Source organism: Dactylosporangium sp. NPDC051485, assembly GCF_040682015.1.
Lineage (GTDB): Bacteria > Actinomycetota > Actinomycetes > Mycobacteriales > Micromonosporaceae > Dactylosporangium.
On the sequence record NZ_JBFAZW010000110.1, the window covers coordinates 1 to 12,436 of the forward strand.

Here is a 12,436-nt window from a genome sequence, read left to right on the forward strand (position 1 = left end):
GATGTCGCCCCTGGGCCGCAGGTCGTCGTGGAGCCCGGCCCGGATGTCGCCCCTGGGCCGCAGGTCGTCGTGGAGCCCGGCCCGGATGTCGCCCCCGGGCCGCAGGTCGCCGTGGAGCCCGGCCCGGGCGCCGCCTTCGGCCCGCAGGTCGCCGTGGAGCCAGGCCCGGATGTCGGCCCCGGGCCGCAGGTCGCCGTGGAGCTCGCCCCGGGCGTCGCCTCCGGGCCGCAGGTCGCCGTAGAGCTAGGCCTGGGCGCCGGGCTCGTCCACCTGTCCCTGGCCTACCTCGCCGGCGACCACGAGCGCCTCGCCGCCACGGCCGTCGCCGGCGCCGGCCTGCTGAGCCGGCTCGACCACGAGCGGCTGGCCGCCCGCCCGCTCCTGCGCGTCATCGTGCTCGCCGGCCAGGCCACCGGCCACCTCTGCACGGGCCGGCTCGAGGAGGCGGCCGAGGCGTTCGCCGCCGGCGCGCTGGCCGCCACCGGGCAGCGCGGGTGTGAGCCCCTGCTGCTGTACTGCGTGCAGCACCTCGCCCTCACCGAGGCCCATCGGGGCAGGCTGCGCACTGCCCACGACGCCGCCCAGCGGGCCCTGGCCGTGGCCGGCCGCATCGCGACCATCGAGAGCAGGCCGGCCCACCACGTCGCCGACGCGGCCCTGGCCTGGACGGCCGCCGAGTGGTACGACCTGGACACCGCCTGGCGTCACCTGCTCGCCGCCGAGGCCGGCCTGGCCGCCGTCGCCGGCCGCCCCCAGCGCGACGTCTACGCCGCCACCCTGGCCCTGGTCCGCGCCCGCCTGCTGCGCGCCCGCGGCGAGCTGCCGGCCGCGCTGAGGGCCCTGCGCCGCCCGCACGGCGGCGTCTGGCTGCGCCACGACCTCGCCGCAGCCGAGGTGCGAGTCCTCATCGCGATGGGCCGCGACCAGGAGGCTGGGGCGGCCCTGTCCACCCTGGACCCCCGGCACCCGGACGCCACCCTGCTGCGCGGCCTGGCCGGCCTGGCCGGCGGCGACCCGGCGAGGGCCGTCGAGTGCGCCGACCGCGTCCTGGGCGACCCCGGCCTGCCGCCCGCCGCCCTGGTCGACGCCTGGCTCCTGCTCGCCGCGGGCGTGGCCCGCCAGGGCGACCGCGACCGTGCGGTGGAGGCCCTGCGCACCGCGTCGGCGTACATCGCCGAGCAGGGCGGCGTGCGCGCCATCCACGAGTCGGACGTGATCCTGCGCCGCCTCGTGCGCGAGCAGGACCTCCCGCTGCGCGCGAGCCGCGAAGGGTTGTAGCGTCCGGGACGGGTGCGCGCTACTGCAGGCCGCCGCGCACGGCGGTGATGCGCTGCGTGTTGAAGCCGAGCCAGTGCATGCGCCCCACGTACCGCGCGTGCTCGATCTTCAGGCAGCGGTCCACCACCACCGACAGGCCGGCCTCCGCGGCGATGCGGTTGCCCTCCTCGTTGAGGACGCCGAACTGGCACCACAGGGCGGTGGCGCCGATCGCCACCGCCTCGCGGGCGATGCCCGGCAGGGCGTCCGGGGCGCGGAAGACGTCGACCACGTCGACGGGGACCGGCACGTCGGTCAGGCTGGGGTAGCTGGTCTCGCCCAGGATCGTGGACTCGCGCGGGTTGACGGGGATCACGCGGTACCCGTGCCGCTTGAGGTAGTAGCCGACGAAGTTGCTCGCGCGCAGCTCGTTGCTGGACAGCCCGACGATCGCGATCGTGCGGGCGCCGTGCAGCACCCGCTGGATCGTTGACGGGTCCTGATACGCACTCAGCTCGGTCATGATGCCACCTTCGCGAAGCCCTGCTCGAGGTCCCAGATCAGGTCGGCGACCGACTCGGTGCCCACCGACAGCCGTACCGTGCCGGGGGCCACCCCGGCCGCCCGCAGCTCGTCGTCGCTGAGCTGGCGGTGGGTGGTGCTGGCCGGGTGGATCACGAGGCTCTTGGCGTCGCCGACGTTGGCCAGGTGCGACCACAGCGTCACGCCGCGGATCAGGTCCTGGCCGCCCTGCCGGCCGCCCGCGCACTCGAACGAGAAGACCGCCCCGGCGCCGCGCGGCAGGTACTTCTCCACCAGGGGCCGGTAGCGGCTCGAGGGCAGGCCCGGGTGGGAGACGTTGGCCGCGAGCGGGTGCGCGGCGAGGAACTCGGCGACCGCGAGCGCGTTGGCGACGTGGCGCTCCATGCGCAGCGACAGCGTCTCCAGGCCCTGCAGGAACAGGAAGGCGTTGAACGGCGACATCGCCCCGCCGAGGTCGCGCAGGGTCTCCGCGCGCAGCTTCATGAGGTACCCGTAGCTGCCGAACGTCTCGTGGAACTGCAGCCCGTGGTAGGCCGGGGAGGGCTCGGCGATGACCGGAAAGCGGCCGTTGGACCAGTTGAACGTGCCGGCCTCGACGACGACGCCGCCGATGCTGGTGCCGTGGCCGCCGATGAACTTCGTCGCCGAGTGGATGACGATGTCCGCGCCCCACTCGATCGGGCGGCACAGGTACGGCGTGGCGAAGGTGTTGTCGACGATGAGCGGCAGGTCGTGCTCGTGCGCGATCGCGGCCACCGTCTCGATGTCCAGCACGTTGCCGGACGGGTTGCCGATGGTCTCGGCGAAGAAGGCCTTCGTGGCCGGGCGCACCGCCGAGCGCCACGCGTCCGGGTCGTCGGGGTCGACCCAGGTCAGTTCGACGTTCATCTTGCGCAGCAGGTGCTTGAGCTGGTTCACGGTGCCGCCGTACAGCGCCGTGGAGGAGACCACGTGGTCGCCCGGCTGCAGCAGGGTGAACAGCGCGGCCGCCTGGGCGGCGATCCCGCTGGCGAAGGCCACCCCGCCCATGCCGCCCTCGAGGTTGGCCATGCGCTCCTCGAAGACCGCGACGGTCGGGTTCATGATGCGGCTGTATGTGTTGCCGTACTCCTGCAGGTTGAAGTACGCGGCGGCGGACTCCGGGTCCTCGAACACGTAGCTGGTGGTCTGGAAGATCGGCACGGCGCGGGCGCCCGTGTTCGGGTCGGGGCGCTGTCCGGCGTGCAGCTGCCGCGTCTCGAAGCCGAACTCCCGGGCCTCCTCGATATGGTTCATGAGCTCACTTTCTCAGGCGGACAGGAATCGGCGGATGATCGGCGTCTGCCGGCCCTCCTCCAGCAGGAAGCAGTCGTGGCCGTAGGGCGCGTCGATGACGTGGAACTCGACCGGCTTGCCCAGGCCCAGCAGCGCGTCGGCGATGTCCTTGGACGCCGACGGCGGGTACAGCCAGTCGGAGCTGAACGCGATGAGCAGCGTCCGGGCCGCCACCCCCTCGAGCGCCTGCGCGAGCGAGCCGTCGCCGTGCTGGCGGGCCAGGTCGAAGTAGGTCAGGGCGCGCGAGGTGTAGAGGTAGGTGTTGGCGTCGAACCGCCGGACGAACGTGCCGGCCTGGTGGCGCAGGTAGCTCTCGACCTGGAACTCGGCGTCGGTGATCGTGTACCGCACGTCGGCGGAGGACTGCAGCCCGCGCCCGAACCGGTCGGTCATCGCGTCGGAGGACAGGTACGTGACGTGGCCGACCATGCGGGCCACGCCCATGCCGGCCGAGGGCGCCCGGCCGGTGCCGTGGTAGTGCCCGCCCTGCCAGTCGGGGTCGCGCATGATGGCGTCCCGGGCGATGGCGTTCCAGGCCAGGCCCTGGGCGTGCAGGGCGTGGGTGCTGGCGATGGCGACCACGGCGCCGACCCGGTCCGGGTACTGCACCGCCCACTGCAGCGCCTGCATGCCGCCCAGCGAGCCGCCGGCCACCGCGGCCAGGCGCTCGATGCCGAGGGTGGCCAGGAACGCGCGCTCGGTGCGCACCATGTCCGCGACCGTGACGACCGGGAAGTCCGACCCGTAGGGCCGGCCCGTCTCCGGATTCACGGACGAGGGCCCGGTCGTACCGCGGCAGCCGCCCAGCAGGTTGGTGGACACGACGAAGAAGTGATCGGTGTCGAACGCCTTGCCCGGCCCGATCATCCCGTCCCACCAACCGAGACCCTGGGTGCCGGTGCCGTCACGGTCCTCGGCGCCGAAGCCGTCGCGGGTACTCTCGGTCGACGTCACCGACCGGCCCGCCGCGTGGGCGTCGCCGCTGAGCGCGTGGCACACCAGGATGACGTTGTCCCGTTCGGGGGACAGGGTGCCGTACGTCTCATAGGCCACGCGAACCTGGGTCAGCCGCCGCCCGCAGTCGAGCTCGATCGGGTCCGGCAGGTCGGCGTACCGCGTCTCGACCGGGCCCACCGAGCCGGCCGCGCTGGTGGGGGCGGGTCCCATGGCGTTGATCATAGTCCGATCATTGCAGTCGGTGTACTGTCAACTATCCCGACCGGGCAAATATGTGAATTGGACGAAAGGGCGCAACATGACGACCGCAGAGAACGGGGTCAATGTCCAGGCGCTGCTCGACGCGCGCGCGGCTCTCAAGGATGCACCCGAGGCCGCGCAGTTCACGTGGCGGGCCACCTCGAAGTGGGAGAAGGGCGTGCACAGCACGATCCGAGTCCAGCAGTTCCACGGCCTCGGCGCGGAGCAGACCCACAAGAGCGAGTCGGTCTTCGACGCCGACCACCCGGCCGTGTTCGCCGCCGAGGACAACGGCATCACGCCGATCGAGTTCCTGCTGGTCGGCCTGGCCAGCTGCCTCACCGCCGGCGTGGCCTCGGTCGCGCAGAACCGTGGCATCCAGCTGCGCTCGGTCGAGTCCACCGTGGAGGGCAACCACGACATCCGGGGCATCCTGGGCGACAGCGACGTGCGCAACGGCTACAACGACATCAAGGTGACCTTCCACATCGACGCGGACGCCACCAAGCAGGAGATCGAGGCGCTGGTCGCCCAGTCGCAGAAGCGCTCGGCCGTGTTCGACGCGCTGACCAACCCGACCGACGTCACCGTTACTGTCGCCTAGTTCACGCACGTCGCATCGCATCCACGAACGTCCTGGAGGGCCGAACCATCGAGCGCGTCAGCACCGTCGTCATCGGCGCCGGGCACGCGGGCCTGGCCGCGAGCCGGTTCCTGACCGACCGCTCGATCGACCACGTCGTGCTGGAGCGCGGCGAGGTGGCCAACTCGTGGCGGCGTGAGCGCTGGGACTCGCTGCGCCTGCTGACGCCGAACTGGCAGAGCCGCCTGCCCGGCCTCGCCTACGACGGCCCGGACCCCGACGGCTACATGGCGATGGGCGAGGTGATCGAGTTCATCGAGCGCTTCGCCCGTGGCATCGCCGCGCCGGTGCGCACCGGCACCGAGGTGACTTCGGTCCGCCGTACCGATGACGGCTATCGCGTGACGACGGGCTCCGGCGAGATCGGGTGCCGCAGCGTGGTCATCGCCAGCGGCGCCTGCAACCGCCCGACCGTGCCCGGGTTCGCCGGCGCGGTCCCGGCGTCCGTGGAACAGTTCACGCCGTTCGACTACCGCGGCCCCGAGAAGCTGCCCGAGGGCGGCGTGCTCGTCGTCGGCGCCTCGGCCACCGGCGTGCAGCTCGCCGCCGAGCTGCAGCGCTCGGGCCGGCCGGTGACCCTCGCGGTGGGGGAGCACACGCGGCTGCCCCGCCTGTACCGCGGCAAGGACGTCCTGTGGTGGATGGACGCCTCCGGGGTGTGGGACCAGCGCTACGACGAGATCGACGACCTGACCCGGGCCCGGCGCCTGCCCTCGCCGCAGCTGGCCGGCACCCCGCAACGGTCCACGCTCGACCTCAACGCCCTCACCGGGCTCGGCGTATCCCTCGTCGGGCGCTGGGCGGCGGTGCGCGACGGCCGGGCACTGTTCTCCGGCGGCCTGCGCAACGTGTTCGCCCTCGCCGACCTCAAGCTGGAGCGCCTGCTCGACACGTTCGACGCGTGGGCGGGCGACGGCGCCGGCGAGCGGTTCGAGCCGACCCGGGCGCCGGACACGTCGCGGCTGCAGCTGGACCTCACCTCCGGCGAGATCCGCAGCGTGGTGTGGGCGACCGGGTTCCGCCCGGAGTACCACTGGCTCGACATCCCCGTCGTGGACGCCAAGGGCCACCTGGAGCACGAGGGCGGGGTCACCGCCAGCCCCGGCCTCTACGCGCTGGGCCTGCCGGTGCTACGCCGGCGGCGCTCGACCTTCATCCACGGCATCGAGGACGACGCCCGGGCGGTGATCGGGCACCTCGCCGGCCACCTCGACGCGAGCAGCCCGTAACCCACGGGCTTCCACGGGACGCCGCCAGCGCCTGGGGCGGGCCAGGCGCAGTGCGCCGCGGCCCGGGCGAGGAATCGCCGGTGTCGAGGCCGAGTTCACCGAACATCGCGCGGTATCGATCCTCCAGCAGCCCGCTCTGGTCGGCGCAGCAACGCCTCGATGCGCTCCGCCGTGGTGGTGCGTCCGGCCGCCGCGGACCACGCGGCCAGATCGGCGGCGAGCCGGGCGTGATCGGCGGGCGGCTGCTTGGGGCCGGGCGCCCGCAACGTGCTGAGGATCTCGTGGTCGAAGCCGCAGCTTTCCCAGTCTCCACCGAGCAGATGCGCGGTCCACGAAGGGCCGCCGCCGGCGCCGGATTCTCGTCACGCGGCGTGACAGAGTTCGCCGACGTTGCGCTCGCGGTCTGCGGCATGACAGCGCACCTGATCGAGGGACCCTGAGACGGCGGCTGAGTACACAGCGGCGGCAGGTGCTTGCTTTGTGCATCAACGTAGACGAGCTGGCAGTAACCGAAGCTGACGCGAACGGTGCTGTCGCCGGTGGCGACAAGCGTGGATGATGGCCGCCGTAATCGCGGTCGGGCTGATCAAACGTCCCGGCTTGCGACCCGTGGAGACCGTCAGGGAGACCATTGGATCAGGGTCAGGAGGTGACGTTGATGTCCCGGTTTTGCCGCCGGGCCGGCGCCGGGTGACGTCGTACCCGGACACGCCGACACCGTCGTGGACGTGCACGGCCAACAGGTCTGGGGGCAAGCCTCGACGCGGCTTCCAGCAGTGTAGGAGCGACGCGTTGCGCCACCGAATCGCCCGACCGAGCGAACAGCTCCAGGGAGTAGGCCACGGTCGTACCCCTGTCGACACTGCGCCGAGCGCCGACCCGGCGTCAACGACGAACGCAGCGATAGCGCCGCACCGCCGCGAACCGATACGGTTCCGGCCAAACCGTGTCCGTCACCTCGTGCGACGGACGTGGCTCTGCCTTCGCGCACACGCCGCGGCATGACAGTGTGCTACTCCGTGAAGTAGGCGGCGCTCTCCTCCGTGAAGTAGGCGGCGCTCTCCGCGTCTGCCGGGTAGTAGGACTCGATCGCGACCTCGTCGATCGTGATGTCCATCGGGGTGCCGAATGTGGTGATGGTCGAGAACAGCCGTAGCTCGCGTCCGCCGACGCGGAGGATCATCGGGATTACGACGTCGGCGTCGATCCGTTGGCTCGCCGTGTCGTCGTGTTCGGGCGCCAGCAGTTCTTCGTAGAGTGCGGTGAGTTCAGGGTCGGGAGCAGTGGCGAGCTGGCGTGAGATCCGGGTGCGGAACACCGCGCGCACGTCGGCCAGGTTGACGACCATGCGAGCGAACCCGCGCGGGTCCAGTCCCAGCCGCACCAGGTTGACCGGCGGCCGCAGCAGGTCGGGAGCCACCTGTGCGAAGAACGGGTCGACAGCGCGATTGGTCATCACGATGTTCCACCGGCGATCGAAGACCACCGCCGGATACGGCTCGTGCGCGCGGAGGACCCTGCGGATCGCGTCGTGGACGGCCGACAGTGCATTGTCGTCGAGCGGACGCTCGGCGTACCGGGGTGCGAAGCCCCCGGCGAGCAAGAGCCGGTTGCGATCACGTAGCGGCACGTGGAGCTGATCCGCGAGCCGGAGGATCATGTCGGCGCTCGGCTTGGATTTACCCGTCTCGACCAGGCTGACGTGACGAGCCGAGACGTCCGCAGCGATCGCAAGATCCAGTTGGCTGAGTCCCCGGCGTTGCCGCCACTGCCGCAGGAGTTCCCCGACCGTGTACACGATCATGAAGGGTACGCATCGTTGAGCCGGACGCCATGAAATCCGAGTTCATCGACAATCGAAGCGGCCGCGGAAACACTGCGTCCATGACCACGGAGAACAAGAGCATCGTCCAACGGGCGCTGGCAGGGCTGATCGAGACGGGTGACGTTGATGCGCTCGCACAGTTCCTGAGTGATGACTTCGTCCACCACAGGCCGGGTTCAACCAGGTCGACCAAGGGAGAGTGGCTCGGCGCCGTCCGCGCTGCGCTGGTGCCGCTCGTCGGCATGCAGGTCGAGATTCATCAGGTGCTGGCCGACGGTGATCACGTCGTGGTGTACTCGCGGCGCTGGCTTCCCGATGCAGGACCAGAGATCGCGGTCGTCGACATCTGGCGGATCGACGATGGTCTGATCGCTGAGGGGTGGGAGATCATCGAGCCGGTGGCCCAGGTGGCCGCCAATCTGGTGTGGTGGGAATCTGCTCAGCGCTGACCTGGGTAAGCCACCTACGATGCGCATCTCGCCGGCCGAGTCGAACGCCAGGCCAGGTCTGCATTCCTGCCATGATCGGATACCCGCTTCTCGGTAGATCCGTGCGCCAAGATCGGCTGCCGTCGCACCGATCCGCGGGCGGCGAGCACGACACGACTCCGCGCCGGCCGATGTCCTTCGGGTTCTGTCCAGGCCGACTCGGAAGTCGATCGCGGTGCTGTTGTCCGACAGGATGGCGGCCGTGGGCTTGAAGTATCCGTGTGTGTGCTGCGGACACCTGACGAACGATGAACCGCCGGGCTCGTATCAGATCTGTCCGGTGTGCTTCTGGGAGGACGACCAGGTACAACTGCGCTGGCCGGACTGGGCGGGTGGTGCCAACCGTCCCTGCCTGATCGAGGCTCAACAGAACTTTCAACGCTTCGCCGCCTGCGACGAACGGTCCCGGCAACACGTGCGGCCAGCCGCCGATGACGAGCCACTGGACCCGAACTGGCGCCCCATCGACCTGGACCGCAACCAGTTCGAACCGCGTGGCGTGGCGATCGCGGCATGGCCCGATGACCGCACTGTTCTGTACTGGTGGCGCTATCGCGACACCGGTTTCTGGCGGCGTGCCAACTGGCGGGCCGATCGCCGGCTCGTCCGGGCGGGGCAGTCTCCCATCGGCAGCTCCGCGCATCAGGCCACAATCAGCCGTGTTGGGTGATCAGCTCGCGGAGTTCGGCGAGGTGGGCGTCGAGGGCTGGGTCGGGGGTGTTGGTCCAGGGGCCGTCGAGGTCGGGGCGGTGATTGACGACGTGGACAGTGAAGGCGGCGATCTGGTCGCGTGCGTTCTCGGCCCAGGTGACGTCTTCGCCGACTGCGGTGCGGGCGGCGTAGCACAGGTCGATGCGTTCTTGCAGCCATGGTGGGGCGACCTCGGCGCGTTGTGCCGCGGTGGCCGGATCGGCGGCGGCCAGGGTGGCGATCCGGGCGGCGAGCGCCGGCTGGCCGTGGCGCTCCGCCATGCGTTCGAAGCGGGTCCATTCCCGGCCCATGGAGCCGAGTCGTTCGCCCCACCGTTCGATGAGGACCAGACGCAGCGCGCGGGCGGAGGTACGCAGCGCTTGGGTGGCTTTGGTGAGGTCGTCGGTCCGGGCTTGGGTCGCTGCGGTGAGTGCGTCGACGGCCTGTTGCCGCCAGGTGTTGATGCGGGTGGCGACGACCGTGGGGTGGAACCGGACCTCGCGTATCCAGGCGGCGAACGCGTCCGCGAGTTCGTCGTCGGGGTCGGCGGCGCGCCCGCCGTATGCCTTGTCCAGGCCATGGAACCAGCGCGGTTCGGCGATGAGGGCGGCCGCGTGGTCTGGTCCGGCGGCGACGGCGTCGCGGATTTCGGTGGTGGTGAAGGCGAGCCAGCCGATGTCGAGGGCTTGCGCGCGGCCGGAGCCCGTCCACCAGTCGACGAGTGCGGCTCGGCGTTGATCGAGCTGGGTCGCGGATTCGGCGGGGTCGGTGGAGTCGTCGTAGATGGGTAGCAGGTCGATGTCGGACATGGGCCAGGGCTCGCCGCGCCCGACGCTGCCGGCGACGATGAGTCCGTGCAGGCCGGGGGTTTGCCCGAGCACGGTGATGGCTTCGTGGAGTCGCTGGTCGAGCAGGTGTCTCCACCGGTCAGTGGGTTTCATCGGCTCTGGCTCCTTGTTGGTGTGGGCGGCGGCTGATGTCGGCAGCGTGGGCGGTCCAGTCACCGGCGCCGGCGCGTTGGCAGGCGACGGCGACGCTGATGTGGATACCGAACATGCGGCCAGCAATGCTGCGGGGAGGTCGGTGGAGAGCGCGAACAGGGCGATGGAGCGGGCTCGTCCGGAGTGGATGCCGAGCCGGCGCAGTCGTTCGGTGGCAGCCCCAGCGCTACGGAGCGTCGGCTGCTAGAGACCGTGAACTGTCGGGGTCTGGGGTCATGGCGGTGGCTGCTCGTCTCTGCGTGGTCGATTCAAGATCATTGTCCACAGCGGACTGCGCGGAGCTTGCACGTCAGTTCTTCCTCGCTGTCACCATCGCGAAGGTGAGGAACTCGCCGGCGTCGGCGGCGAGTAGGTCGATCACCGCCTGGCGATTGTGTTGTGGGCCCGCCCAGTCGCCTGTGTGCTTGGCCACCGCCTGTGTCCATAGCAGCCAGTCCCGCCAGCCATCTTCCTGCAGTCGTGCCGATGTGACGGTCACGAGTTCGGTGACTTCCCACTGAAAGCGCCACCACTCGGCGGTGTGCCAGGCGATCGGCTCCCAGCCGAACAGTTCCTTGATGCGCTCCGGGATCGCCCCGAGTTCCCGGACCTCCTGGGTCATTCCCGGCGTCGCCACGCCGAGTTGGCCGCCAGGCCGCAGGAACCCTACGAGGTATGGCAGGTACCAGTCGGAGGTGCCGAAATACTCGAATGCGTCGATGCTGACGATGGCATCGAAGCTGTCCTTCCCGAACGGAAGGTTGTGCGCCTCGGCCCGCACGGCGGTCACCTGGCCGGAAACGCCAGCGTCAGCGAACACGGCCGCTGCCTCATCCGGCGCGATCCACCAATCGGCCGCCACGACCTGGACGCCGTACTCACGGGCCAGGAACACGGACGTCGCTCCCTTGCCGGAGCCCAGGTCCAGGACCTGCATTCCCGGGCGCAGGTCAAGATCCCGGGCCAGGTCCTCCAGCAGCCACAACGGGTTCGGCCCCATGTCCAGGTCGAGCAGCCAGGCCAGGTCGTACCGGGACGAGCGCGGATACCGATCTGGGCAGACAAGCTCATCGAAGATTGTCACGGGTACCGATCAAAGCTGGTCACCCGCAGGCATGCAATCCCTTTGCTCACCCTGCCGACAAGGACCTGCAGGCGTCGATGACCAGGCACGCCGTGCACCGACGGCCTGTCCAACAGCAAGGTGTCGCGGCGGCTCAGGACACTAGAGACACTCGCGGTCCCGCGGCATGACCGTGCACAATTTGACATTGTCGTTGCCGTCCGGGGCGGTGATTCCGGGCGGGCTCGGGGATAATGAATCGTATGGGGCAGCTGTCATTCTTCAGTCGGACGGAATTGGCTGCCATGCGTGACCGGTCCAGGTCTCGGCGGTATTGTCCGGCAAGGGAGCAGTTCCGTCGGGAACATGAGCGGCATCGAGCGTGGGGCCTTGCTCGGAGGCACGCCGAGAAGCTACGCCGTATCCATGGTGGCGTCCCGCCGGTGACCGCGGTCGACGATCGGCGGCCCGACCCGGCCCCCGCGCCGGTCCCGTCGACGCTACCGCCCGAACAGGCCGAACACTCCGCCGAGCACCCCGCCGGCCGGGTCGTCGCCGATCACACCGATCCCGCGCCGCCGGACCGCAAGGGCGGCGCCGCAGCGTCCGGGCGTGCCCGCGCGGGCCGTCGCGCATCACCGCCACCGCCGCCGCCGCACCGGCCCGCCGGTGCGGCAACGTGTCGAACAATCGGCCGCCATTCGTGCTCATCGGCAGCGTATCGCAGCCGGTTCTTGCATCTGCCACGTCCGGCCGGCTGTCAATTCCGCCGAAGCCTGCGAAAGGTTGAGCACCATCCCAACGCGCCACCGGTGGAGCATTTCAGTGAATACGCGCTCATCGGCATGTGAATGTGCCGCCACAGACCCGCAGGCGTCGCCGACTGTAACCAGGATGCCTCCACGCGAACGGTGCCGGCCGTCCGGGCGCGCTGTCGATCACCGGGACCTGGTCGTGTGACACGGACGGGCCGAGCAGCGCACGGAGCCGCGCCGCGGGTCGGCATTGTGGTCCGTGAGGGCGGTCTTGCCGGACCCACTGGTGAGGCCGATCTCTGCTTGGCGGAGCCTCGTCGGCAGCCCCAGCGCCACGGAGCGTCGGCTGCTAGTTCAGCCGCTCGATGGTGTGCGGACTCATCCGCCGGGAGGGCCGAAGTCGAAGCGGCCCGGGCGAGGAATCCGGGCCCGCCGCAGTGGTGCAACGGACG

General features: G+C 70.5%; 11 protein-coding genes and 1 pseudogene. 6 read left to right on the forward strand and 6 right to left on the reverse strand.

The window, feature by feature from the left end; all coding sequences use genetic code 11:
- Positions 1-1,278 (forward strand): annotated as a pseudogene (locus tag AB0M46_RS41585) (hypothetical protein); the annotation flags it as partial.
- Positions 1,279-1,297: 19 nt separating this feature from the next.
- On the opposite strand, the gene AB0M46_RS41590 reads toward AB0M46_RS41585, so the two are convergent.
- From AB0M46_RS41590 to AB0M46_RS41600, 3 genes are read right to left on the reverse strand one after another with little or no spacing between them, the layout of a single operon-like run.
- Positions 1,298-1,780 (reverse strand): CoA-binding protein, encoded by a 483-nt coding sequence (locus AB0M46_RS41590; protein WP_363345404.1) that lies wholly within the window; start codon positions 1,778-1,780, stop codon positions 1,298-1,300.
- The gene (locus AB0M46_RS41595) at positions 1,777-3,075 is read right to left on the reverse strand and encodes an O-acetylhomoserine aminocarboxypropyltransferase/cysteine synthase family protein (RefSeq protein ID WP_363345405.1); all 1,299 of its coding nucleotides are present in this window, start codon (positions 3,073-3,075) and stop codon (positions 1,777-1,779) included. Before AB0M46_RS41595 ends, AB0M46_RS41590 begins: the two co-directional genes overlap by 4 nt.
- A 12-nt stretch (positions 3,076-3,087) precedes the next feature.
- The gene (locus AB0M46_RS41600; RefSeq protein WP_363345406.1) at positions 3,088-4,281 is read right to left on the reverse strand and encodes a homoserine O-acetyltransferase; all 1,194 of its coding nucleotides are present in this window, start codon (positions 4,279-4,281) and stop codon (positions 3,088-3,090) included.
- 88 nt (positions 4,282-4,369) lie between these two features.
- Here AB0M46_RS41600 and AB0M46_RS41605 point away from each other — a divergent pair, with 88 nt between their 5' ends.
- A complete protein-coding gene (locus AB0M46_RS41605; RefSeq protein ID WP_363345407.1) occupies positions 4,370-4,915 on the forward strand; it encodes an OsmC family protein in 546 nt (181 codons plus the stop codon).
- A gap of 71 nt (positions 4,916-4,986) precedes the next feature.
- A complete protein-coding gene (locus AB0M46_RS41610) occupies positions 4,987-6,183 on the forward strand; it encodes an NAD(P)-binding domain-containing protein (RefSeq protein WP_363345432.1) in 1,197 nt (398 codons plus the stop codon).
- Positions 6,184-7,195: 1,012 nt separating this feature from the next.
- Here the strand turns inward: AB0M46_RS41610 and AB0M46_RS41615 are convergent.
- A complete protein-coding gene (locus tag AB0M46_RS41615) occupies positions 7,196-7,987 on the reverse strand; it encodes a helix-turn-helix transcriptional regulator (RefSeq protein WP_363345408.1) in 792 nt (263 codons plus the stop codon).
- 80 nt (positions 7,988-8,067) lie between these two features.
- On the opposite strand from AB0M46_RS41615, the gene AB0M46_RS41620 reads away from it, so the two are divergent.
- Both AB0M46_RS41620 and AB0M46_RS41625 read left to right on the forward strand, forming a co-directional pair.
- Entirely contained in the window at positions 8,068-8,457 is a 390-nt protein-coding gene (locus AB0M46_RS41620) for a nuclear transport factor 2 family protein (protein WP_363345409.1), read from the forward strand.
- A 241-nt stretch (positions 8,458-8,698) separates the two neighbouring features.
- Positions 8,699-9,166, forward strand: coding sequence for a CPCC family cysteine-rich protein (locus AB0M46_RS41625; RefSeq protein WP_363345410.1), 468 nt, complete (start codon positions 8,699-8,701; stop codon positions 9,164-9,166).
- On the opposite strand, the gene AB0M46_RS41630 is transcribed toward AB0M46_RS41625, so the two are convergent.
- Both AB0M46_RS41630 and AB0M46_RS41635 read right to left on the reverse strand, forming a co-directional pair.
- Complete coding sequence (locus AB0M46_RS41630) at positions 9,150-10,127, reverse strand: nucleotidyltransferase domain-containing protein (RefSeq protein ID WP_363345411.1); 978 nt, start codon at positions 10,125-10,127, stop codon at positions 9,150-9,152. The genes AB0M46_RS41625 and AB0M46_RS41630 overlap by 17 nt on opposite strands.
- A gap of 349 nt (positions 10,128-10,476) precedes the next feature.
- Positions 10,477-11,151: a methyltransferase domain-containing protein gene (locus tag AB0M46_RS41635; RefSeq protein ID WP_363345412.1), complete on the reverse strand. Its 675-nt coding sequence runs from the start codon at positions 11,149-11,151 to the stop codon at positions 10,477-10,479.
- Positions 11,152-11,672: 521 nt separating this feature from the next.
- Between AB0M46_RS41635 and AB0M46_RS41640 the strand changes: the two genes are divergently transcribed.
- Complete coding sequence (locus AB0M46_RS41640; RefSeq protein ID WP_363345413.1) at positions 11,673-12,080, forward strand: hypothetical protein; 408 nt, start codon at positions 11,673-11,675, stop codon at positions 12,078-12,080.
- Positions 12,081-12,436 lie beyond the last annotated feature (356 nt).

What these genes read in the sequence shown, in the direction of transcription:
- AB0M46_RS41590 (WP_363345404.1), bottom strand. Translation starts at nt 1,780, where the DNA reads ATGACCGAGCTGAGTGCGTATCAGGACCCGTCAACGATCCAGCGGGTG.
- AB0M46_RS41595 (WP_363345405.1), bottom strand. Translation starts at nt 3,075, where the DNA reads ATGAACCATATCGAGGAGGCCCGGGAGTTCGGCTTCGAGACGCGGCAG.
- AB0M46_RS41600 (WP_363345406.1), bottom strand. Translation starts at nt 4,281, where the DNA reads ATGGGACCCGCCCCCACCAGCGCGGCCGGCTCGGTGGGCCCGGTCGAG.
- AB0M46_RS41605 (WP_363345407.1), top strand. Translation starts at nt 4,370, where the DNA reads ATGACGACCGCAGAGAACGGGGTCAATGTCCAGGCGCTGCTCGACGCG.
- AB0M46_RS41615 (WP_363345408.1), bottom strand. Translation starts at nt 7,987, where the DNA reads ATGATCGTGTACACGGTCGGGGAACTCCTGCGGCAGTGGCGGCAACGC.
- AB0M46_RS41620 (WP_363345409.1), top strand. Translation starts at nt 8,068, where the DNA reads ATGACCACGGAGAACAAGAGCATCGTCCAACGGGCGCTGGCAGGGCTG.
- AB0M46_RS41630 (WP_363345411.1), bottom strand. Translation starts at nt 10,127, where the DNA reads ATGAAACCCACTGACCGGTGGAGACACCTGCTCGACCAGCGACTCCAC.